At 61.1% G+C, this 20,739-nt stretch carries 23 protein-coding genes; 4 read left to right on the top strand and 19 right to left on the bottom strand.

All coding sequences use genetic code 11. The features are described from left to right. Window position 1: 1 nt before the first annotated feature. The 6 genes from NKH04_RS24175 to NKH04_RS24150 all read right to left on the bottom strand — a co-directional run bounded on the left by NKH04_RS24175 (window position 2) and on the right by NKH04_RS24150 (window position 4,786). A complete protein-coding gene (locus NKH04_RS24175) occupies window positions 2-577 on the bottom strand; it encodes a hypothetical protein (protein WP_353045078.1) in 576 nt (191 codons plus the stop codon). A 218-nt stretch (window positions 578-795) separates the two neighbouring features. Beyond that, a complete protein-coding gene (locus NKH04_RS24170; RefSeq protein ID WP_353045077.1) occupies window positions 796-1,149 on the bottom strand; it encodes a hypothetical protein in 354 nt (117 codons plus the stop codon). A 333-nt stretch (window positions 1,150-1,482) separates the two neighbouring features. Then, a complete protein-coding gene (locus NKH04_RS24165) occupies window positions 1,483-1,842 on the bottom strand; it encodes a hypothetical protein (protein WP_353045076.1) in 360 nt (119 codons plus the stop codon). Between the two features lie 304 nt (window positions 1,843-2,146). After that, the gene (locus NKH04_RS24160; RefSeq protein ID WP_353045075.1) at window positions 2,147-2,620 is read right to left on the bottom strand and encodes a hypothetical protein; all 474 of its coding nucleotides are present in this window, start codon (window positions 2,618-2,620) and stop codon (window positions 2,147-2,149) included. 248 nt (window positions 2,621-2,868) lie between these two features. Next, window positions 2,869-4,386 (bottom strand): recombinase family protein, encoded by a 1,518-nt coding sequence (locus NKH04_RS24155; protein ID WP_353045074.1) that lies wholly within the window; start codon window positions 4,384-4,386, stop codon window positions 2,869-2,871. A 55-nt stretch (window positions 4,387-4,441) separates the two neighbouring features. After that, window positions 4,442-4,786 (bottom strand): DUF2147 domain-containing protein, encoded by a 345-nt coding sequence (locus NKH04_RS24150; protein ID WP_352691776.1) that lies wholly within the window; start codon window positions 4,784-4,786, stop codon window positions 4,442-4,444. A gap of 459 nt (window positions 4,787-5,245) precedes the next feature. Here NKH04_RS24150 and NKH04_RS24145 point away from each other — a divergent pair, with 459 nt between their 5' ends. Both NKH04_RS24145 and NKH04_RS24140 read left to right on the top strand, forming a co-directional pair. Continuing rightward, complete coding sequence (locus NKH04_RS24145) at window positions 5,246-5,512, top strand: SEL1-like repeat protein (RefSeq protein ID WP_010915070.1); 267 nt, start codon at window positions 5,246-5,248, stop codon at window positions 5,510-5,512. 390 nt (window positions 5,513-5,902) lie between these two features. Next, entirely contained in the window at window positions 5,903-7,024 is a 1,122-nt protein-coding gene (locus tag NKH04_RS24140) for a branched-chain amino acid ABC transporter substrate-binding protein (RefSeq protein WP_352471026.1), read from the top strand. Window positions 7,025-7,124: 100 nt separating this feature from the next. On the opposite strand, the gene NKH04_RS24135 is transcribed toward NKH04_RS24140, so the two are convergent. From NKH04_RS24135 to NKH04_RS24085, 11 genes are all read right to left on the bottom strand, one after another. Continuing rightward, window positions 7,125-9,113, bottom strand: coding sequence for an acetyl/propionyl/methylcrotonyl-CoA carboxylase subunit alpha (locus tag NKH04_RS24135; RefSeq protein WP_353045073.1), 1,989 nt, complete (start codon window positions 9,111-9,113; stop codon window positions 7,125-7,127). A 111-nt stretch (window positions 9,114-9,224) separates the two neighbouring features. Next, complete coding sequence (locus NKH04_RS24130; RefSeq protein ID WP_352685892.1) at window positions 9,225-9,611, bottom strand: hypothetical protein; 387 nt, start codon at window positions 9,609-9,611, stop codon at window positions 9,225-9,227. Between the two features lie 30 nt (window positions 9,612-9,641). Then, window positions 9,642-10,022, bottom strand: coding sequence for a hypothetical protein (locus NKH04_RS24125; protein ID WP_245274740.1), 381 nt, complete (start codon window positions 10,020-10,022; stop codon window positions 9,642-9,644). Between the two features lie 29 nt (window positions 10,023-10,051). Continuing rightward, window positions 10,052-10,426 (bottom strand): hypothetical protein, encoded by a 375-nt coding sequence (locus tag NKH04_RS24120; protein WP_353045103.1) that lies wholly within the window; start codon window positions 10,424-10,426, stop codon window positions 10,052-10,054. A 116-nt stretch (window positions 10,427-10,542) separates the two neighbouring features. After that, a complete protein-coding gene (locus NKH04_RS24115) occupies window positions 10,543-11,073 on the bottom strand; it encodes an O-acetyl-ADP-ribose deacetylase (RefSeq protein WP_352540759.1) in 531 nt (176 codons plus the stop codon). A gap of 1 nt (window position 11,074) precedes the next feature. Next, the gene (locus tag NKH04_RS24110) at window positions 11,075-12,682 is read right to left on the bottom strand and encodes a carboxyl transferase domain-containing protein (protein WP_352540760.1); all 1,608 of its coding nucleotides are present in this window, start codon (window positions 12,680-12,682) and stop codon (window positions 11,075-11,077) included. Window positions 12,683-12,686: 4 nt separating this feature from the next. Beyond that, the gene (locus tag NKH04_RS24105; protein WP_352827042.1) at window positions 12,687-13,070 is read right to left on the bottom strand and encodes a type II toxin-antitoxin system VapC family toxin; all 384 of its coding nucleotides are present in this window, start codon (window positions 13,068-13,070) and stop codon (window positions 12,687-12,689) included. Then, entirely contained in the window at window positions 13,067-13,459 is a 393-nt protein-coding gene (locus tag NKH04_RS24100; protein ID WP_353045072.1) for an AbrB/MazE/SpoVT family DNA-binding domain-containing protein, read from the bottom strand. The genes NKH04_RS24105 and NKH04_RS24100 overlap by 4 nt, the downstream gene beginning before the upstream one ends. 82 nt (window positions 13,460-13,541) lie before the next feature. After that, the gene (locus NKH04_RS24095) at window positions 13,542-14,705 is read right to left on the bottom strand and encodes an isovaleryl-CoA dehydrogenase (protein WP_353045071.1); all 1,164 of its coding nucleotides are present in this window, start codon (window positions 14,703-14,705) and stop codon (window positions 13,542-13,544) included. Between the two features lie 47 nt (window positions 14,706-14,752). Next, window positions 14,753-15,415, bottom strand: a complete 663-nt coding sequence (locus NKH04_RS24090) for a TetR/AcrR family transcriptional regulator (protein WP_353045070.1) — start codon at window positions 15,413-15,415, stop codon at window positions 14,753-14,755. Window positions 15,416-15,565: 150 nt separating this feature from the next. Beyond that, window positions 15,566-15,844: an acylphosphatase gene (locus NKH04_RS24085; protein WP_023677791.1), complete on the bottom strand. Its 279-nt coding sequence runs from the start codon at window positions 15,842-15,844 to the stop codon at window positions 15,566-15,568. Window positions 15,845-16,043: 199 nt separating this feature from the next. On the opposite strand from NKH04_RS24085, the gene NKH04_RS24080 reads away from it, so the two are divergent. Beyond that, window positions 16,044-16,544, top strand: a complete 501-nt coding sequence (locus NKH04_RS24080) for a MarR family winged helix-turn-helix transcriptional regulator (RefSeq protein WP_352745063.1) — start codon at window positions 16,044-16,046, stop codon at window positions 16,542-16,544. A gap of 32 nt (window positions 16,545-16,576) precedes the next feature. On the opposite strand, the gene NKH04_RS24075 is transcribed toward NKH04_RS24080, so the two are convergent. Beyond that, complete coding sequence (locus NKH04_RS24075) at window positions 16,577-17,689, bottom strand: pyridoxal phosphate-dependent aminotransferase (protein ID WP_353045069.1); 1,113 nt, start codon at window positions 17,687-17,689, stop codon at window positions 16,577-16,579. 119 nt (window positions 17,690-17,808) lie between these two features. On the opposite strand from NKH04_RS24075, the gene NKH04_RS24070 reads away from it, so the two are divergent. Beyond that, window positions 17,809-19,461 carry a sulfotransferase gene (locus NKH04_RS24070; RefSeq protein ID WP_353045068.1) on the top strand — a complete coding sequence of 551 codons (1,653 nt, stop codon included), beginning with the start codon at window positions 17,809-17,811 and terminating at the stop codon, window positions 19,459-19,461. A gap of 175 nt (window positions 19,462-19,636) precedes the next feature. Here NKH04_RS24070 and NKH04_RS24065 read toward each other — a convergent pair. Continuing rightward, a partial coding sequence (locus NKH04_RS24065; protein ID WP_353045067.1) for a porin occupies window positions 19,637-20,739 on the bottom strand: 1,103 nt, incomplete at its 5' end.

The raw sequence follows: 20,739 nt of genomic DNA, 5'->3' as shown, positions 1-20,739 counted from the left end.
CCTAAAGGAGGTTCGCGGCCCTCAGGGCCATGCGGGTGTAGGCGAGGAGGGTCAGAGACTGACCGTCGTTGGTGGAGACGGTGGAGGACCAGAAGTCCTTGCCGTGTATCTGTTGGGCATGGCGCACGAAGTCGCGGCCAAGGTGACGATGGGTTGCCCCTGAGGCCTTCTTGACCAGCGAAGTGGTGCCCATGGTCTTGCGGAAGTCCCCCAAAAGGGCACCCGCGCGGGTCTCAAGGAACCGGGAGTGGTTCGCCCATAGACCCCCAGCCTGACCAGAGTGGAAGTAGACATGCATCCACCCGGTGAGGGCCAGCGCGTGAATGACCGCTTCGGTATAGGTTCGACTGTCCTTGTGTTGCCAGTTGGCCAGCAGCCCCTTGGCCTTTGCGATCTGGGGGAGCTTTGGGTGAAGGTCGGTGACACGGAGACAGAAGGACGGAGGGAGGACCATGCGGTTCTCCAGCCCTCTCAAGTCCACCCCCACACGCGCGGCGAACTTGGGGTCCGCCTGCGTGTAGAGGTCAATCGCCTTCTTGAAGATGGCCAGTTCGTTGCGGGAGGGAAGGCGGGCCAAGGGGTCCCCCCGAGAACTCGTGGCGTCCCGGTGAGGTCCACAGTAGCGGGAGACCCCGGATCGTTTGCGGCCGCAACCGGGGCAGTCGCAAGGTTTGGTTTCGTTGGTGATCTGCCGGCAACGCAACTGATGGCCGCTTATTGGAGCTTGGGGTCCAACACGCCAGTCGCGCGGGAGACCCCGAGTGACAGGGGATGCCATGGGTTTACCTCTGGGGTTTATTGAAACGCGCCGTAGTTCTTGAGACCGGACGTGGCGACGTCCAAGAACGTGGTCATGGGGTTCATGCGTTGCTTGTTCAGCGTGTCCTGGGTCTCAAGCTGGTTGGCTTTGCCCTGCATGACGTAGTTGGCTTGAGCGCCCTCGCGCTGGTCCTTGGCGTTGGCGATAGACAATGCGGTCTGTCGGCTCTGTTCGGCCAGCCTGAGACCGGTCGTGCTGCCGTTCATGCCAGCGCCAGAAGCGACTGCGGCTGACTTTGCGCGGTCACCCTCAAGGGTTGCTTCGTATCCCACCTTGTTGGCGGCGTCGGCCTTGATGGCGAAGTCATGCATATTGCTGGCTTGGTTCATCTTGTAGCGAGCTTGAATGCTCTTGGTGTTGGCGGCGGCTGCGGATGCTTGTCCAGCAGCTTCAGCGACCCCGGCAGCAATGCCGAGAGTAAGACCTAGATCGCAGATGGCGACCTCCTATGTGGTTGGATGAAAGGCGGTCGACGATCGAACTTCGAGCCGAGCTTATGGAGGACTCAAGTTCAACCTGAGATCACTGGTGCTGAACTCAGGCGTACTTAAGAGATAATCTTTAGTATTAATCCTCAAGAGAGAACCTTGAGGAGTCTCTAGATAGCTAAGATAACTTAAGAGGCGCGCGCGTGTACGCGTATAGAGAGCCCAATCTCGTCTTCAAGCTGCGAGAACGATTTTTTGTCTTTCAGCAAGGGTCTCGTCACTAGACAGGCCTTCGAATGGGCGGAACTTGATCCGTACCGCTGAGCGGTCCTGAGTGTCCACAACATCGTGGTCTGCCCAGTAGGCCAGGGTAAGGTCCCGCTTGAAGACCGGGGTTCCTGCCCGTTCAACGTGGATGCGGGTCTCGGGCGAGTAGCCTAGGGTGTCCCTGAGGCTGCGGCAAAAAGGGCCGAGCGGGTCCTTGTAGGTACGGCGACCATAAGCGGTGTCGGATGTGTCGATGCGTTTGCCTGAGGCCGGGTGATGGGCGGCATAGGAACCGTGGAGTTCGATGGTGGTGGTGTGAGGGGACATGGAACGGCTTTCTTCCTGTGTGCGGTGGTGGCCACAACAGGGGTTGTGTAGGTGCGGGTGGTGTAGGACAGCGGACGGGGGTCGATGGCCTCTGAAACAGGGCCAGCGCACTCAGGGACGAGACGGGCATACAAGGGCGTCCCGTGAACCGGACGGTCCCCGAGTGGGAGTCGGTTACAAGTAGGCTCCCTTTGTGTGTGCGGTGGTGGCCTAGACTGGTGCGCGTGGGGCTGGGTGGAGCATGACAGCGAACTGACTGGCCAGCGGCATTGAGACGGGGCACCGCACACAGGTTGCGAGGCGGCTAGACGGGCTTGCCGTCCCGGAAGGACCTGAGTTCATCGACCGAATGGCGTCGGGTGAACCACTCGGGCATTAGGTCTTGGGTATCCTTGGGGCGCTGAGTGCCAGCGGCTACGATCTCAGTGATCCGGTCATACTCGAAATAGTTGGTGTCCGAAGGGAGCCACCCGAGGAGCCGGAAGGACCAGAGGGTCCCAAGGATGTCCTTAATCGCATTAACATGGACGCGGTGGTTGCATCGTACCCTTTCCATATCCTTCGCGGTGCAGCCTTCCGGCAACATTCCGCCGACGTGGGCGAGACGGCGCGCGGCGCGGGTGATGCGGAGGGGCAGGGGAGACGTGCGGCCCCAGTGCCGACCATGGGTTGGGAACGTGGCAGCTAATGAGGGCTTGGCGGGAGTGGCGCGCATGGCGTCGATAGTCGCGGCTATGTCCGCAGACGCGGTAAGTTCCGCTGCATCGGTATAGGTCACAGTTGATGTCCTAGATGTTGTGGTGTGGTGCGCTGTTGGCACAGGATATTGAGGTTGCCCCTTGGTGGCCAGAAGGAACCACCTAGACAAAAACAGGGAACAAAGGGGAGAAAACAAGGACCGGGCCAGCGCTGAGCTTTGCCCGTATCTATATGGGTGGGAAATCATACAGGAGATGCGAGTGGGGGCGAATCGCTTGTCATCTCAGTATGGTCACCTAATTAGCGGGTGCTTATATGGGACCCTAATCAGCCCGGCTCCCCTGTGCGGTCGAAAACAAGGGAGTGGCTATGGCCGCTTCTCATGGTGACAACCGCGCGCCTGAGGGTCTTGCTGTCGCTCTCAAGATCGATGCGCTGCACGAGGCTGGAGATGAGCCCTTGGGCACCCTTCCGGTCATCCTTGACAAGCCGCCTGATCTCCTCCTGGTCCATTTCATAGTCCCAGACAGCCGCCGCGCTCTCACGATACCGCGCATCATTCTCGCGGATGGCTACTATCTCCCTCCGCTTCGCCTCGATCTGGCGAGCCAGTTCATCGGCCTTCCCCAAGAGAACCTTGCGGACATCAGCTGTCTCGGCTTCTGCAATACCGGCAAGAACGTTGGACTGCTTGGCCTCAAGGGCACCAATGGTGTCCTCGAGTTCCCTTGACAGATCGGGGGCAGTCTGGTCCTGCGATATAGGAACAGCCAGGAACCCAATGCGGTCAATCAACTCACGCTCGAATTGGTCATAGCGCCAGTTAGGCGCGGTGCATCCCGTGCGCTTGAACGTCTTCCCGGTGCATGCGAAATAGCCCCACGACATCCCGCCCTTCTTGGAAGACGTGAGGACCATCGGAGAGCCGCAGTGTCCGCAGTGGACCATGCGGGAAAACAGGTTCGATGTCCGGCCCACCTGTCTGCTGTGGCGACGTGCCTTGGTACGCTGCCGGGTGGCCAGCCATTCCATCTCGCTGATCAGCGCCGGGAAATAGCCGGGGACTTCCTCGCCCTTGAGGACAAGGCACCCGTAGGCGGCTGGAGAACGAAGGACTTCCCCGACCACGGCTTGAGCCCAAGTTTTTCCTGAAGGAGAAGCGATGCCGCGCGTGTTAAGCATCTGTGTGATGGTCTGCTGCCCGTGCCCTTCCTTGGCAAGCTCGAAGATCAGCCGCGCGTCGTCGGCTCGCGCATTCAGCGCGTTGGTCTCGCGATCAATCCAAAAGGGCAGCTTCGCGACCTTGATCCTTGTCCCGCCGCTTGCGACAGCTGCACGGGCCTTCTCGGCCTTGCGCTTCCATGCTTCGCCCACTCGATAGGAGAGCTTCGCGCTGTATTCGTGCGCCGCTTGCATGGCCATGAGGGACATCATGAGGTTTGAGAAATTGTCGTCGTAGCCCTCTGACGTGTGGACCCGCCGGTCCGTCAAGGTCACCAGGGTTAGCCCGGTGTCCAAGAGATCAAGGAAGTAGCGAATTGCTCGCGTGGGCTTCACCCGCGTGATGCGGTCAATGTTCTCAACAATGAGGACGATTTCCTTGGGAATCTTCCCTGACCTAACGTCCCCAACGAACTTGCCTAGGCTGGCCTCTAGGTTCGCGCCCTTGAATGCGCTCACACCATCATCGAGCAACTCGCTATCAAGCGTAATGCCGTGGATTGCACAGAAGTCCTTGGCATTCTTGGTCTGTCGGTCAAGGCTGTCGCCGCTGGCCTGCTTGCCGGAACTCCAGCGAGCATAGGAGATCGCGCGGCGTCCCTTGAGGTCTCGTGGCTGTAGCATGGCTAGGCGGTCTCCCTTGTTGCCTTGGAAGACCGCCTAATATCATTCTGCAGAATTAAAGTCTATGCCAGGTCTGGCTCTTGCAGATCAGCCCGCCGAGCACGCAGCCGCTCATCTTGAGAGAACTGCCGGAAAGCGAAGCCTTGCCCGAATAGGTCTTGTCGGTTTCCGGGTCGGTTATCGTGCCGGCATATTTGTTGTCGCCGGCAACCTTCAGTGAACCGATGTTCTTGCCGGCAAATTTGCCGGATTTGAGCGTAATCGAAAATGCCCCGCCGCCACCCGAAATGGCGGCAGTCGATCCGGCTTGCGTTTTCCAATTGCCTTCGATCGGATCGGCCCATGCCGCGCCGGTCATCATTATTGCGGCCGCGAGGGCCAGGCTCACTTGTCGAAACATGTCTTTCCTCCCTCAGGTAAGTCCAATCGGGCTCCGTCCCGGGTGTCTGCCCCTTACGCAAACGTAAGCTAGTCCAGCTCCCGGAAAAACAAAAGCGGTGCCGCCACGGAAGGGTTGCGGGTTTTTGCCCGCTCCCGAACGGCCGCGCCGGCGAAAAATGAAACGGGCCGCACACGTCTTTGTCTTCTGTGGTTAGCGGAGTCTTGATCCGCGCCTCGCAAGTTTTCTTCAAATCTTGTGCAAACCGGCGCGATTGCTGGCTTTGTATCCTTAACGAATTTTCGTGTTTACCTCTTGTTTTAGCTTTGTTTTCCTCAAATTAAGCACGCCATTTAACGACGGATTCAAGCCTCCGGGGCATTCTCGAAAGCATCGAAAGAGCGGCCGCCCCCGACGGTAATCAAGGACACCGAGGGACATACGGAGACAGCTCTCGGGAGCCAGAACAGGGGATTTGAAATGGCACGTTTTGAAATGCTTGAAGCCGGCTTCGGCGCCATGGGGGCAACCGCCCAGGCCGATATTCTTTTCGAGTTGGGCATGATGTATGCGACTGGCCGCGATTGCGAGACCGACGTCGTCGCCGCCCACAAATGGTTCAACATCGCCGCGATCAAGGGTTCGGCCCGCGCCGCGGAACTGCGCTCCGAATTGTCTGCCGCCATGTCGAAGGTCGAGATCGCCAAGGCGCTGCGCGAAGCTCGCGAATGGATGACGATGCACTGAATTCGCCGGCATCGACCTCACAAGGGGTACTGACCTCACGACAGGGACGCTTCGGGTCAAGGCCGCGCAGAGGGCCGGGCCCGAAAAATCAAGGCCGCGCAAGACGGCCGGGCCAACAAGATCAAGAACACGGCGGACGAGCCGCGCCATAAACCGTACAAACAGGGAAGGCGAGCGGACCCTGGTGGGGATACCTCGGGAACTCGATGAGAAAAGCTGCGACCGGCCGGAACAAGGCTGGCGCGGCTTTGTCTTTGGAACAGCGCATTACAGGCCCAATCGAGCGCCGACGATGCGTCTAGACAGCTCCGGTGAAGGATGAAATTCTCCCGCCATTCTGGAAGAGGCGCGGCCGGGATGGTCGCGCGAGAGTGGAGGAGTTGTGTCACCATGAAGAAATTCAGTATTTTCAGCGCAGCCATATTTGGCCTGATGATGACCGCGCCGGTCGCCTTCGCCGATGACATCACCTTTTCGGTGGTCGGACCGATGACCGGTCAGCTTGCCAACATCGGCGATCAGTTTAAGCAAGGCGCGCAAGCCGCCGCCGACGCGATCAACGCGGCGGGCGGCGTCGACGGCCGCCAGATCAAGCTCGACATCGAGGATGACCAGTGCGATCCGAAGCAGGCGGTTTCGGTCGCCAACCGCATCATCGCCAACGGTGTCAAGTTCATCGATGGCCACGCCTGCTCGGGCTCCAGCATCCCGGCCTCCGCTGTCTACGCCGAAGCCGGTGCGCTGATGATGAGTCCGGCTTCCTCGAACCCGGTGTTGACCGATGCAGCGGCGAAAGCCGGCTGGCCGACGATCATGCGCCTCTACACGCGCGACGATGCGCAGGGCGCTTTCATCGGTCCCTGGATCGCCAAGAAATATGCCGGCAAGAAAGTCGTCATCCTGCACGACAAGAGCGCCTATGGGCAGGGCGTGGCCGATGCCGTGAAGGCAACGATGAACCAGAACGGTCTCAATGAAATCCTCTACGAGGGCATCAACGCTGGCGAGAAGGACTATTCCGCTCTTGTTACCAAGCTCAAGGAGCTGAAAGCCGACGTCGTCTATTTCGGCGGCTATCACCCCGAAGCCGGCCTGATCCTGCGCCAGTCGGCGGAGCAGAACCTCAAGTTCCAGTTGATCATGCCGGACTCGATCGCTTCGCCGGAATTCTGGCAGGTTGCCGGTCCGGCCGGCGAAGGCACCATGTTCGTCTTCCCATCGAATCCGCAGGCGAAGCCCGAAGCCAAGGAGGCCATCGCCAAGATCAAGGCCGGCGGCTTCGTGCCTGAGGGCTTCACGCTGTTTTCCTATGCGGTGATCCAGGCCTTCGCCGAAGGCATCAAACGCGCCGGCAGCGACGATCCGGCAAAAGTCGCCGAAGCGTTAAAGAACGGCCAGCCGATCAGCACGGTTGTCGGCTCGGTCACCTTCGACGAGAAGGGCGACCTCAAGAACGCGAGCTACGACATCAACCAGTGGCATGACGGCAAATACGCGCCGATCCAACCGTGATGGCCGCGGCGCCGCAAGACGCGCTGCTGTAATCGAACATGGCCGGGGGTCAAACCCGGCCACATTTTTTTTTGGCGACGCCTTTGTCACGCGTTCGAGATCACTTCGTGGATAGGGAAACAGCAGTCAACTGAGGTTCCTCGACAAAGCGAACCAGCACGGTGCCGTCGGTTACCTGCGCGCCTTCGGCAGCAATCTCGGCGATAACCCCGTCATGGGGCGCGGCAATGGTGTGCTCCATCTTCATCGCCTCCAGGATCAGCAGCGGCTGGCCCTTGATCACGGACTCGCCTTTGCCTGCACGCACCAATTTGACCAGGCCGGGCATTGGAGCGCGCAGGCTGACGGAAGCGGCGGCGGCTTCGTCGGCTCGCGCCAGCGGATCCGGCACGGCAAAACCGTAGCCGATGGCGCCATCGAAGACCGTGACGTGGCCCGGCCAGCGGGCGAGGCGAGGCGCCGCGCGGAGATCCCGCGAATTGACGCTGTCATAGGGCGCATCCAGCGCCACCTCGAACCGCCCGTCCGGCCGCACCGACACGCGCGTGACGATCTCCTGCTCGCCAAACTTCAGCAGGGTGCGCCGCGCTACAGCGTGGAAATGCGCATAGCCGGCCAGTGACGACCAGGGATCGTCCGAGGATGGCAAGTCGCGCGCACCGGACGCGGCAAGTGCCGCGGCGGCAATCGTCTCACCGCTCGGCGGCGGAACCGCCGTCAACGCCTGCTGGTGCCTGGCGATCAGGCCGGTATCGACATCGCCCGCCGCAAAATCCGCATCAGCGGCCAGCGCGGCAAGAAAGCCAGTGTTGACCGTCGAGCCGGCGATTTCGGTCTGCGACAGTGCCGTGCCAAGCGCGATGAGCGCCGTCCGTCTGTCCTTGCCATGAACGATCAGCTTGGCGATCATCGGATCGTAGAACGGCGAAATCGCATCGCCAGCGCGCACACCGGTTTCGACGCGCATGGTCGCACCCTCCGGTGTCGGCTGCGGAAATTTCAAATGGTGCAAGGTGCCGGTCGCCGGCAAAAACCCTCTTGCCGCGTCCTCGGCATAGATGCGCGCCTCGAAGGCGTGGCCGGAGAGCGCGATCTCGCTCTGCGTCTTCGGCAGTTTTTCGCCGGCGGCTACCCGCAACTGCCACTCGACCAGGTCGATGCCGGTAACCATTTCGGTGACGGGGTGCTCGACCTGCAGACGGGTGTTCATTTCCATGAACCAGAAACGGTCGGCCTTCAGACCTTGCGAGGCATCGACGATGAACTCGATGGTACCGGCGCCGGAATAGTGGATTGCCTTGGCGGCTTTCACCGCCGCCTCGGTCATCGCCTTGCGCAGTGCCGGCGTCATGCCGGGGGCAGGCGCCTCCTCGATCACCTTCTGGTGGCGGCGCTGCGCCGAGCAGTCGCGTTCGTGAAGATGCACGGCGTTGCCGAAATTGTCACCAAACACCTGCACTTCGATGTGGCGCGGCTTGTCGACATATTTTTCCACCAAGACGCGGTCGTCACCGAACGCGGCTTTCGCCTCGCGCCGCGCGCCCGACAGTGCTTCCGAAAAATCATCGGGATGCTCGACGCGCCGCATGCCTTTGCCGCCGCCGCCGGCGCGCGCCTTGATCAGTACGGGGTAGCCTATCTCGCGCGCCTTGGAGGCGAGCAACACGATCTCCTGCGCTTCGCCATGATAGCCCGGAACGACAGGCACGCCGGCCTTTTCCATCAGCCGCTTGGCCGCGTCCTTCAGTCCCATGGCACGGATCGAGGCCGCCGACGGCCCAATGAAGATCAGCCCCGCCGCGACCACCTGGTCGACGAAATCGGGGTTTTCCGAAAGAAAGCCGTAGCCCGGATGGATGGCCTCGGCACCTGTGGCCAAGGCCGCCGCGATGATCTTGTCGCCGCGCAGATAGCTTTCGTTGGCGGGAGAGGCGCCGATATGCACCGCTTCGTCGGCCATTTCGACATGCAGGGCGTGAGCGTCGGCGTCGGAATAGACGGCGATGCTGCGCACACCCATCCTGCGTGCCGAGCGGATCACCCGGCAGGCGATCTCGCCACGGTTGGCGATCAGGATCTTGGCGAACATCGGGCCTCCACAGGCAGAGCTGCCGCCAACGGCGCGAATTCTCGTCACGCGAACTGCGGCAATGCCCTGCTTTGTAGTCTGGCGCTCAAAGGATAGGCAAGCGAGGCCTGCCTACTTTGAGGCCGCGATTTCGCAAGCTCCCCCGGTCGTGACCCTGTAACGGTCGCGGGTGACCTGGCAGGATTTCATCGCCATATCCTCGGCAGCCTTTTGCGAGGGCGCATTCAAGCGCGAGCCGCACAGGATGTACAACGAACGCACCCGGGAATACGGAGTGGTCGCATAAGCTGAATGGCCGCTGGCCGCCACATAGGCCTTATATGCCTTGGTGCATGGCCGATCCGCGGTCGCCGGAAAATACGGGTAGAAGCGGACGTCGCCCTTGCTTCCAGCCAGCGATTCCGCCGCGCCGACATTGGGGCTCGAAATTAGAAGCAACCCGGTTATTAGCGAGAAGACTGCTTGTTTAACGCTTATAGATTTCATTTTCCCACCCATTGAATACGTCGAAGGCCGACGAGTGTCGGTCTATTTGGAGGCAGCTATGGCGCAGGCCCCTGCAGTCGTGACCTTGTACTTGCTGCGCGCGGACTGGCAGGATTTCAACGCCAGCGCCTCCGCAGCCTTCTGGGATGTTGCATTCAGATAAGCACCGCAAATAGTGAATTCGGTTGCCCAGTTGAATGGCGTCATCGCATAGGCCGAGTGACCGCCAGCCGCCACATAGTCCTTGTAATTCTTGCCGCAGCCTCCGATTGTACCCGGTGCAAAATAGACCGGAAAACGGCTGTCGCCCTTGCTTCCCGCCAGCGATTCGGCGGCGCCGACATTCGGTGCAGAGGCCACAAGCAGTGCAAGTACCGACATGGTGGCTCGCTTGATTGATAAAGATTTCATTGCCAAACCCATTTGAACCCCAAACACTGAAATATATTCGCCTACTTGGAGGCAGCGATTTCGCAGCCGCCGCCTGTTGTAACTCTGTAACTGTTGCGGGCGGCCTGACAGGATTTCAACGCCAATTCTTCGGCAGCTTGCTGTGACGGTGCATTCAAGCGCGAGCCGCAGATGATGTACAGAAAACGCACCCGGGAATACGGAGTGGTTGCATAGGCTGAATGGCCGCCGGCCGCTACATAGGCCTTGTAGGCCCTGGTACACGGATCCTTCGGGCTCTGCGGCAAATAGGGATAGAAACGGGTCTCGCCCTTGCTTCCCGCCAGCGACTCCGCTGCGCCGATGCCAGGCGTCGCTAATATAAGCAACGCCGCAAGTATATGCGCAGTTGTTCTCTGAAAAACCCGCCGCCTCATCTTCGCCCAATCCCCATTGGTATTTGCGATGATCAATAGCCGTGATTCTTTCGTCTGGCCAGATCGAGAAGCAAAAAATAGTCTGGAGATGTGGTGGGGTTGTCTCCCGCGCAGGGTCACACCCTGCCGAGTGCAGCAACGACCCGCTGATACAATTCGGCCGTCGGCTCGTCGAAGCAGCAGAAAATGACGGTTTCCGGAACGATGTTCTGGCCGATGAAGGCGCTCACGGTCCCGACAGCAATTTGCGTCGCCTGATCCTTCGGATAGCGGTAGGCCCCGGTCGAGATCGCAGGAAACGCCACCGTCCGGCAGTCCTTTGCGGCGGCGATTTCGAGCGACCGGCGATAGCAGGAGGCGAGCAGTTCGGCTTCTCCTTTGCTGCCACCTTGCCAGACCGGCCCGACCGTATGAATGACGTAGCGCGCGGGCAGCCTGTAGCCCTTGGTGATTTTTGCGTCTCCGACCTTGCAGCCATGCAAGGTCCGGCATTCTGCCACAAGCTCGGGGCCGGCCGCGCGGTGGATAGCGCCGTCGACGCCGCCGCCTCCGAGAAGAGAGGTATTGGCGGCGTTGACGATGGCATCGACCGCCAGCTTCGTGATGTCGCCGGTTTGAATGCGAATCCTCTGGCCGATTTCGCTCATCTCACATCCTGAACACGCCGAATTTTGTCTCCTCGATCTCGGCGTTGAGCGCGGCCGAAAGGCTGAGCGCCAGCACCTCGCGGGTCTTGGCCGGGTCGATGATGCCGTCGTCCCAGAGCCTTGCCGACGAATAGAGCGGGTGTCCCTCGTGCTCGTACTTCATCAGGATCGGCTTCTTGAATTTCGCTTCCTCCTCAGCGCTCCATTCCCCGCCCTTGCGCTCGATGCCTTCGCGCTTGACCACGGCCAGCACCGTTGCCGCCTGCTCGCCGCCCATCACCGAAATGCGGGCATTCGGCCACATCCACAGGAAGCGTGGCGAATAGGCGCGTCCGCACATGCCGTAATTGCCGGCACCGAACGAGCCGCCGATGATCACGGTCACCTTCGGCACCTTGGCCGTTGCGACCGCCATGACCAGCTTGGCGCCGTCCTTGGCGATGCCGCCGGCCTCGTATTTTCGCCCGACCATGAAGCCGGTGATGTTCTGCAGGAAAATCAGCGGGATCTTGCGCTGGCAGCACAGCTCGATGAAGTGCGCGCCCTTCAGCGCGCTTTCCGAAAACAGCACGCCATTGTTGGCGACGATGCCGACCGGCATGCCGCTGAGATGGGCGAAACCGGTGACCAGCGTGGTGCCATAATTCTGCTTGAACTCATCGAACTCGGAGCCGTCGACGGTGCGGGCGATTACCTCGCGCACGTCATAGGGCTGGCGCAGATCCGTCGGCACGATGCCGTAGAGTTCATGTGGATCGTGAAGCGGCGGAATCGATTTCTGCAAGGCCAAGCTTACATTTTTGTTCCGATTCAGGTTTTTGACGATACGCCGGCATATGGCCAGCGCATGCTCGTCGTCGAGCGCATAGTGGTCGGCAACGCCGGAAAGCCTTGTGTGCACGTCGGCGCCACCGAGGTCCTCGGCGGTGACGTCCTCGCCGGTGGCCGCCTTCACCAGCGGCGGCCCGCCGAGAAAGATGGTTGCCTGGTTGCGCACCATGATTGTCTCGTCCGACATCGCAGGCACATAAGCGCCGCCGGCCGTGCACGAACCCATGACGCAGGCGATCTGCGGAATGCCGGCGGCCGACATGTTGGCCTGGTTGTAGAAGATGCGGCCGAAATGATCGCGGTCGGGAAACACCTCGTCCTGGTTGGGCAGATTGGCGCCGCCGCTGTCGACCAGATAGACGCAAGGCAGATTGTTCTGCAATGCGATCTCCTGTGCACGCAGATGCTTCTTCACCGTCAGTGGATAATAGGTACCGCCCTTCACCGTGGCGTCATTGACGACGACCATCACTTCGGTGCCTTCGACGCGGCCGATGCCGGCGATGAGGCCGGCCGAAGGGATGTCCTCGCCATACATCGACCATGCCGCGAACTGGCCGATTTCGAGGAAGGGCGAGCCTGTATCGAGCAATTGGGCAAGGCGTTGCCGCGGCAGGAGCTTGCCGCGGGAGACGTGCCGCTCACGCGCCTCTTCCGCGCCACCGCCCTCGATGGCGGCGGCTTTTTCAGCAATATCGGCGACCAGCGCCCGCATGCGCTCGGCATTGGCGCGGAAAATATCGGAGGCGGGCGACATCTGCGAGGTGAGGGGGGCCATGGTCCTACCGGATCAGCTCGATCTTGCAGCCGACATCGAGGTCGCCCCAATCGCGATCAGCGGTGACGGCAATGGCATTCTCGCGAATTGCCAGCGCCAGGCAAGCCCGATCGCCCAGCGACAAGCCGCGATGCCGCGTCAATTGGCGAAGCTGCCCGGCGGCGATGCCCATCGCATCGTCGAAAACGGCGATCGGCATGCCGAGACTGGCGAGGTCGTCCGCGGCCTGTTCCATGCTGCGTCCCTTGTCGATCAGCTTGGCGATGATTTCGGCCGCATTGACTGAACTGCATTGTGCGTCCGGCGCGAACCCCAAAGCATTGTCGGTGCCTTTCTCGTTGAGCAGGATTGCGAGCGCCGCCGAACTGTCCATGACGTAGGGCTTCATTTCGTCCGCTTTCCCGTTGTCCCTTCGGCGTGAAGCCGGTCGAGACGCTTGTCGCTTCGACGCTGCTCTTCCCGTCGCTCTTTCAGAAATTCGTCGACGACGCTTTCACCGGGCTGTTTCAACGCTGACAATTCGGCCTGGACGCGTCGCAGATTCTGCAGCCACGATCTTACCCGCAGCTCGCCGTTCTCGACATGCAGGATCATATCCTCGCCAGGCTTCACGCCCATCTGCTCGCGCATCGCGGCAGGGATGACGAAGCGCCCGCCCTCGCCAAGCTTGACACGCTCGCGTTTCGCCGGAAGCCGAAACGGCGCTTTGCGAGCGCCGGCATCGAACCGTGCTTGCGGGTCTTCGTCAAGTCCGGACTTTCCCGTTCTGCCAGCCATGGTCCGTCTCGCCTGTGTTGTGGCACATATTCCGAAGTGTGCCACATCGTGCGGCTTCTGGCAAAATCTCAAAAAGACGCCATCAGGCGCCCTCCACCATGATTTCCCGCCCGATCAGCCAGCGACGGATTTCGCTGGTGCCGGCACCGATCTCGTAGAGCTTGGCGTCGCGCAAAAGCCGGCCGGTCGGGTAGTCGTTGATGTAGCCGTTGCCGCCCAAAAGCTGGATGGCGTCGAGCGCCATCAGCGTTGCCTTTTCGGCGGCGAAGAGAATACAGCCGGCAGCATCCTTGCGGGCCGTCTCACCGCGATCGCAAGCGGCGGCCACGGCATAGACGTAGGCGCGCGCCGCGTTCATCGTCGCATACATGTCGGCGAGCTTGCCTTGCACCAGCTGGAATTCGCCGATCGGCTGACCGAACTGCCTGCGTTCATGCACGTAAGGGATCGCCACGTCGAGGCACGCTGCCATCAGCCCGACCGGCCCGCCGGCCAGCACGGCGCGTTCGTAGTCGAGGCCCGACATCAACACCTCGACGCCGCGCCCTTCCTCGTGCAGCACATTGTCGAATGGCACTTCGACATTCTCGAACACCAACTCACCGGTGTTCGAGCCGCGCATGCCGAGCTTGTCGAGCTTTTGCGCCACCGAAAAACCGGCAAAGGCTTTTTCGACGATGAAGGCGGTGATGCCGCGCGAATTGAGTTCCGGATCGGTCTTGGCGTAGACGACCAGCGTCTCGGCATCCGGCCCGTTGGTGATCCACATCTTGGTGCCGTTGAGCACATAGCGGTCGTTGCGCTTTTCGGCGCGCAGACGCAGCGACACGACATCGGAGCCGGCACCCGATTCCGACATCGCCAGTGCGCCGACCTTTTCGCCGCTGCAGAGCGATGGCAGATACTTTTCCTTCTGCGCCTGCGTTGCCCAGCGGTTGATCTGGTTGACGCAGAGGTTGGAATGGGCGCCGTAGGAGAGGCCGACCGAGGCCGAGGCGCGCGAAATCTCCTCCATCGCCACGACATGGGCAAGGTAGCCCATGCCGGTGCCGCCGAAATCGGGATCGGCGGTGATGCCGAGCAGGCCGAGCCCGCCGAGTTCGGCCCACAGATGTGCCGGGAATTCGTTCGAGCGGTCGATTTCGGCGGCGATCGGTGCGATCTTTTCCTGGGCGAAGCGCCGCACCAGGTCGCGCAGCGCCTCGATGTCTTCGTCAAGCCCGAAGTTGAGCGTATGCGTGTACATGCCGTTCCTCCCGGCGCACGATCCCGAAATCGGGATCATGCGCGAAATCAAGTTGCTAGAGCGTCCTTTGCGCGCCCGAATAGAGGCGCGGCGTCGTAGCTCGTTGACGCGCCATCGCTCTTTGCTCCAACAAGGCGCATTGTCATTGCTAGATATGTAGCGGTGACTTCAGCGATCGACAGCCGTTCGCCCGGCCGGAACCAGACGATGACGCCGGTCATCATCTGGATCAGCGCCATGGCGGTGAGCCCGGTGTCTTCGATGCTGAATAACCCCGCTTCGACGCCGTCGCGCAGGATGGCGCGCAGCTCCTTCTCGTAGGCCGTGCGCATGCGCAGGATCTGCGTGAGTTTTTCATGCGACAGGCTGCGCAGCTCCATGTTCGAGACATGGGTGGAGTGGCGGCGTTCGATATGGAAAGCGATGTGGTTTTCGACATAAGCGGCAAGCCGCGCTGCCGGATCGGCGCCGACAGGGCGTGTTGCGCGCCACGCCTCGATCAAGCCTTCCATATGCTCACGCATCAGCATGAACAGAAGGTCCTGCTTGGTCGGGAAATAGCGGTACAGCGCCGCTGCCTGGACGCCGACCTTAGCCGCCAGCTGGCGCATCGACATCGCCTCGTAGCCGAGACGCGCAATCAGGCTGACCGCTGCCTCGCGGACCGCAGCTTCGGTCTTTTCGCCGTCGGAACCGGTCGTACGCGCCATGACAAGCCGCCTTTTCGCGGATAATAAAACAAACGTTCAATTAATTCAAGGACCGAAGCATGTCCGGGCAGGGCAATGGCTTTAGATTTGCTCTATCTGCACCCTGGAGAATTTTGTGCGATGGAAGCGAATGAGCAGGACCATGCCTTGCTAGGCAACAATCCTGAAATCGGCCGACGTGTCGCGAGCCTCGATCTCTTCGACATCGACCTTTGAAACCGCTGCCCCTGGCGGCCCTTGCCAAAACCGTTCGATCATCGTCGAGACCGCCGCCCCGGTTCCTGCAATCAAGGCTGTCACCGAGCCGTCAACTTCGTTGCGCACCCACCCGGCAAGGCCAAGCGCCGACGCCTCGCGCCGCACCCAAACCCGGTAGCTGACGCCTTGCACCTTGCCGTATATGCGTACCTGCACCGTACGATCGGTCATCGCGCTCTCCATCCTTTGAATCGAGTCTGGCGCATCGCCGCGCAAATTCAACCGCGCAACGTGCATCGAAGGTTTCTCTCCGGTCGCTATCCGCCAGATTTCGCACTGCGAGATGGGTGGCGCCTCCGCCGATGATTGACTAAGTCAAATAATAGGCGATCATGGCCCTGACGGAGCGGTCCGTCCGAAGGAGGTCGACATGCCGGCCGATCGGAATGCCCTTGTCGCGGAGATACGTGGCTTCAATCGCTTCTACACGCGCCTGATCGGGCTGCTCGACCTGACCTTGACGCACAGCGCCTATACGCTGGGCGAGGCGCGGCTGCTGTTCGAATTGGGCGGCCGATCCCGCGCTGTCGCCAATAGCGGCGGTGAGGCAGGGTTTCTTGCACGGGCGTTCCACCTCGATCTCCGGCCGGCGGCCTCCGAAATCGCTGCCGAACTCCGGCTCGATCCGGCCTATGTCTCGCGCGTCCTGAGGAGGTTCGCCGCCGCTGGCCTGACCGAGACACGCTCTGACCCAGCCGATCGGCGCAGACGTATCCTGTCGCTGACCGCTCGCGGAAGTGCTGAGCTCGCCAGGCTTCAGGCTGCGGCGGATCGCGACCTCGCCCGGCTGACGGCCGGCCTCGCCGATGACGCGGCTGCCGAATTATCGGACGCCTTGAAGCGCGTCATGCGCCTGCTCGGGGAGAAATAGCGGGCAGCACTGGAATCCCGGCGTTGCGCTCTTCAGTTCCCCCGCGCTGCCGCCAGTGCGCCAGGCAGTTCCTCGGCAAAGATGTCGAGCTCGTGGTCGAGGCCGACACTGACCCGGATGCAGCGGTCGAGAACCGGCACCATCGGCTTGCGGATGAAGACGTCGCGTGACAACAGCGCCTGCAGCACTTTCAGTGCGAAAGCGCCGTCGCGGCCGCAGTCGATGGTGACGAAATTGGTCGCCGAAGCCAGCGGCTTCAGCCCGTTCGCCTCGGCTATTGCGGCGATGCGCCGGCGGCCGGCGGCGACCCGCGCCACCACGCTATCCAGCCAGGCCTGATCGGCAAGCGCCTCGACACCGGCGATCTGCGCCATGCGGCTGACGCCATAGTGGTTGCGGATCTTCTCGAAGTCCCGAATCACCTGGGCCTCGGCCACCGCATAGCCGCAGCGTATGCCGGCCAGCCCATAGGCCTTGGAGAAGGTGCGCATGCGGATGACGTTCGGCCGCGCGACATCGATCGGCGGCAGCGCTGAGGCTGGCCCTAATTCGCCATAGGCTTCGTCGAGCACCAGCATTGTGGTCTCCGGCAAGGCTTCGATGAAGCGGCTGAGCTCGGCGGCTTCCCACCAACTGCCCATCGGATTGTCCGGATTGGACAGGTAGACCAGTGGCGCCTTTTCCTTGGCCACTGCCGCCAGCAGGCCGTCGAGGTTTTCCCGATCGTTCTCGTAGGGCACTGCGACCAGCCGGCCGCCGACGCCGGCAACATGAAAGTTGAAGGTCGGATAGGCGCCGCGCGAGGTCACCACCGCGTCGCCGGGCGCCACATACATGCGCGCCACCAGGCTGAGCAGCCCGTCTATGCCTTCGCCGATGACGACGTTTTCGGCGCCGACGCCGAGATGCCCGGCGGCAGCTACCTTCAAATCGTGATTATCGGGGTCGCAATACATCCACATGTCGCCGGCAATCTCAGCCATGCGGGCAACGACGCGCGACGAAGGGCCAAAACTGCTCTCATTGGCGCCGATGCGGGCGCGAAAGGCGCGGCCGCGATCACGCTCCTGCGCCTCCGGGCCGACAAACGGCACCGTGGAGGGAAGCGCGTCGATGAGCGGCGTAAGGGGAGGGCGCAGGCGCATGATAGGGCTCGTTCGAAAGGGGGCCTTCTTGCTAGCCTGCCGGCTTGGCCTGCGCAAGTTCCGCGGCAGGCGGGCACGTCAGGCTGGATTCTCCCGGATCATTTTGCTAGCGAGACATGATGAGCAACCGACTGCCGCCCGCTTGGTCCAAGCACATAAAGTCCCGCCCGGCGCCGAAAGTGCAGCCGCCGAAAGCGAAACCGCCGTCGCGCGCGCAGGCCGACGACATGTTGTTGCGACAGGCGCTCGAACTCCAGCAAGCCAAGCGACTCCCGGAGGCCGAGGAATTATGCCATCGCGTTCTCGCCCGCACGCCCAACCACCCGCTTTCGCTGTATATCCTCGGCACGCTGGGGCTCGGTGTCGACGATGAGTTGGCTCTCAAATATTTCGCACGGGCGGCAAGCCAGGCGCCTGAAAATCCATATTTCCACCTCAGCCTGGGAGAGGCCGGTCTGAAGCTTGGCGACAGCTTGCTTGCGATCAGGCACCTGCAGCGGGCATGCGAATTGAAGCCCGATCTGGTGGAAGCGCTTTGCGGACTGGCGCGTGCTTACGTTAACTTCGATAAAGCCGAGATGGCTTTGCCTCTCTACGAGAAGGTGCTAACGATCAATGGCGACCATCCCATGGTCCGGACAGGTCTGGCTGGTGCGCTCACCAGCCTCGGTCGCATGGACGAAGCCGGAGCGTATCTGAAGCAGGCAATCGATCGTCGCGTCGATGTTGGAGAGGCCTACAATAGTCTGGTCGACACGCGCAAGTTCACCGAAAAACCTGCCGAGCTCGACTGTATCCTGAGCGAACTCTCCAATCCCAGGCTCGATCCGGATGTTGCATCTCAACTCCATCATGCCGCAGGCAAAGTGCTGAACGACCTTCAGCATTATGAAGAGGCGATGGATCACTTCAAGAGGGCGAAAAAGGCCGCTGGCCGTGGCTTCGACCTGGCGTCCTTCCGCCGCTATGTCGATTCCATGATCGAGATATTCAGCCCGTCATTGCTGGAAGCCAAGGCTGGCCACGGCAGTCCGTCCGAAGTGCCTGTGTTTGTGCTGGGCATGCCCCGGTCCGGGACGACGCTTACCGAGCAAATATGTGCGAGCCATCCGGATGTCCATGGCGCCGGAGAGCTTACGAAGCTACGCCGAATGGCAGGCTTGATGGGTTTCAGAATGCAGTCGGATGAGGCCTTGCGCAGTTCGATCATGTCGATGACGAGGGACCAGTCAAGGGCGCTGGCCGAAGAATATTTGTCCTATCTGCGTCAACACGCGCCAGGCGCGCTCCGCATCGTCGACAAGATGCCTCATAATTTCGAAGTTATCGGCTTGATCGGAATTCTCTTTCCCAACGCGCGCATCATTCATTGCCGCCGCGATGCCATCGACAATTGCGTCTCGTGCTTCGTCTTGAAGTTCACCAAGGAGCATGGTTACAACGCCGACCTTGAGACACTCGGGTTGTACTATCGCGAATATGATCGCTTGATGCGGCACTGGAATAAGGTCTTTCCCGGACGTATTTTCGAAAGCCGCTATGAGACGCTGGTTGCGGATCAGGAGACGCAATCGCGCCGTCTCATCGATCATCTCGGCTTGCCCTGGGACGATGCCTGCCTGCGCTTTTTCGAGAGGAGCGGGTCGGTCAATACCCCCAGCCGCTGGCAGGTCCGGCAGCCGATCTATAGTTCATCCGTCAAGCGCTGGAAAAAGTATGAGAGCACGATCCAGCCGCTGATCTGGTCGCTTGGCGACCTCGCCGAGATTTGATTTGGAGTTGGCGGTCCACATTGCGTGGATCGTGATATCTGAACCGCGCAGGCTTATGGCCGATTTCCAGCGTGCCGCCAGATAGCCATGCTCACGCGGCTGGTAGTGGAGTCGCCTCGATACGAAAACCCGGCGGTCGGCCCGCCGGGTTCGATCTCAAATCAGGCTGGGACTGTTAGAACGAGCGCTGGAAGCGGAGCATGCCGCCAATGCTGTCCTTGTCGTCGGCATTGGTCCAGTTGCGATCGTAGGCTTTATCAAACTGACCGTCGTGGGCCCAATCGACTTCGGCAGTGATCGTGAAGCCGGGAACGATATCGTAGGCAACGTTCGCGGCGACGCCGTAGTTCTTGTCATCGTCAGCCGAGGCCTGCAGGTTGAACGAGGTCTTCTCGTTGATGGTGTAGGTGCCACCACCCCAGACTGCCCAGTTGCCGCCCCACTGCTTGTAGAAGTTGCGGTCGATGTTGTCGTCAGAGCCGTAGCCGGCCATGAGGAACAGTGTCAGGTTCTGTATCGGCGTAACGTCGACGCGAACCTTGCCGGCCCACTCTTCCCAGGTGCTGTCATAGGCGGCGACACCGGTGATCGAGCCCCAGCCCTGCGTGTATTTGATACCGCCGACGACATACGGGACATAGCTGTCGATGGAATCATTGCCGCTGTTGCTGTCTTGGAAAATGCCAGGATCTGCTGCCGCACTGCCCGAACCGGTTTCCAACGAAGCCACGGCCGAGAAGCCGTTGCCGGCGTCGAAATAGTACTGGACGACATTGGTGTCGAAGCCGCCGTAGGGGACCAGCGTATCCTGGATGACGTTGCCGGCGTAGCCGATGAACGTATCGAAGGCCGATTCGTCCTTGCCGACGCGCAGACCACCGAGCTGGACCCAGGCGAAGTTCAGCGAAACACTCGTACCGCCATTGAAGTTGTCGTCAAGGTAATCGTTGTGGTTACCCCAGTTGAAGCGGGTCTCGGTGTAGGTCTTCAAGGTACCGAGCTCGGTTTCCTGGCCGGTCCAGGTCTTCAGCGTGAAGCGGGCGTGCTTGTAGTAGGTATCCTGCGAGTCGCCGTCCTGCTGATCGGTGGTCTTTGCACCGTCAAATGAGCCGACGTCGCCGATGCCAATGTCATAGCGAACATAGCCGCCTATGCGCAGGCAGGTTTCGGTGCCGGGGATGTAGAAGTAACCAGCGCCGTAGACGTCGCAGATCTTGACGTATTCAGCGGGTTCCGGCTCGGCGACGACGACGGCGTCGGCGGCGCGCGCACCGGAAA

Source organism: Mesorhizobium sp. M1365 (assembly GCF_040317865.1).
GTDB lineage: Bacteria > Pseudomonadota > Alphaproteobacteria > Rhizobiales > Rhizobiaceae > Mesorhizobium.
Note: the sequence above shows the minus strand (reverse complement) of the source record. Positions and strands in the feature narration are given on the sequence as shown.

Coding starts and splice junctions, on each gene's coding strand:
- NKH04_RS24095 (WP_353045071.1), bottom strand. CDS start 14,705: ATGTACACGCATACGCTCAACTTCGGGCTTGACGAAGACATCGAGGCG.
- NKH04_RS24135 (WP_353045073.1), bottom strand. CDS start 9,113: ATGTTCGCCAAGATCCTGATCGCCAACCGTGGCGAGATCGCCTGCCGG.
- NKH04_RS24105 (WP_352827042.1), bottom strand. CDS start 13,070: ATGAAGCCCTACGTCATGGACAGTTCGGCGGCGCTCGCAATCCTGCTC.
- NKH04_RS24080 (WP_352745063.1), top strand. CDS start 16,044: ATGCCGGCCGATCGGAATGCCCTTGTCGCGGAGATACGTGGCTTCAAT.
- NKH04_RS24145 (WP_010915070.1), top strand. CDS start 5,246: ATGGCACGTTTTGAAATGCTTGAAGCCGGCTTCGGCGCCATGGGGGCA.
- NKH04_RS24150 (WP_352691776.1), bottom strand. CDS start 4,786: ATGTTTCGACAAGTGAGCCTGGCCCTCGCGGCCGCAATAATGATGACC.
- NKH04_RS24115 (WP_352540759.1), bottom strand. CDS start 11,073: ATGAGCGAAATCGGCCAGAGGATTCGCATTCAAACCGGCGACATCACG.
- NKH04_RS24090 (WP_353045070.1), bottom strand. CDS start 15,415: ATGGCGCGTACGACCGGTTCCGACGGCGAAAAGACCGAAGCTGCGGTC.
- NKH04_RS24155 (WP_353045074.1), bottom strand. CDS start 4,386: ATGCTACAGCCACGAGACCTCAAGGGACGCCGCGCGATCTCCTATGCT.
- NKH04_RS24170 (WP_353045077.1), bottom strand. CDS start 1,149: ATGAACCAAGCCAGCAATATGCATGACTTCGCCATCAAGGCCGACGCC.
- NKH04_RS24070 (WP_353045068.1), top strand. CDS start 17,809: ATGAGCAACCGACTGCCGCCCGCTTGGTCCAAGCACATAAAGTCCCGC.
- NKH04_RS24165 (WP_353045076.1), bottom strand. CDS start 1,842: ATGTCCCCTCACACCACCACCATCGAACTCCACGGTTCCTATGCCGCC.
- NKH04_RS24075 (WP_353045069.1), bottom strand. CDS start 17,689: ATGCGCCTGCGCCCTCCCCTTACGCCGCTCATCGACGCGCTTCCCTCC.
- NKH04_RS24140 (WP_352471026.1), top strand. CDS start 5,903: ATGAAGAAATTCAGTATTTTCAGCGCAGCCATATTTGGCCTGATGATG.
- NKH04_RS24100 (WP_353045072.1), bottom strand. CDS start 13,459: ATGGCTGGCAGAACGGGAAAGTCCGGACTTGACGAAGACCCGCAAGCA.
- NKH04_RS24130 (WP_352685892.1), bottom strand. CDS start 9,611: ATGGGTGGGAAAATGAAATCTATAAGCGTTAAACAAGCAGTCTTCTCG.
- NKH04_RS24120 (WP_353045103.1), bottom strand. CDS start 10,426: ATGAGGCGGCGGGTTTTTCAGAGAACAACTGCGCATATACTTGCGGCG.
- NKH04_RS24085 (WP_023677791.1), bottom strand. CDS start 15,844: ATGACCGATCGTACGGTGCAGGTACGCATATACGGCAAGGTGCAAGGC.
- NKH04_RS24125 (WP_245274740.1), bottom strand. CDS start 10,022: ATGGGTTTGGCAATGAAATCTTTATCAATCAAGCGAGCCACCATGTCG.
- NKH04_RS24110 (WP_352540760.1), bottom strand. CDS start 12,682: ATGGCCCCCCTCACCTCGCAGATGTCGCCCGCCTCCGATATTTTCCGC.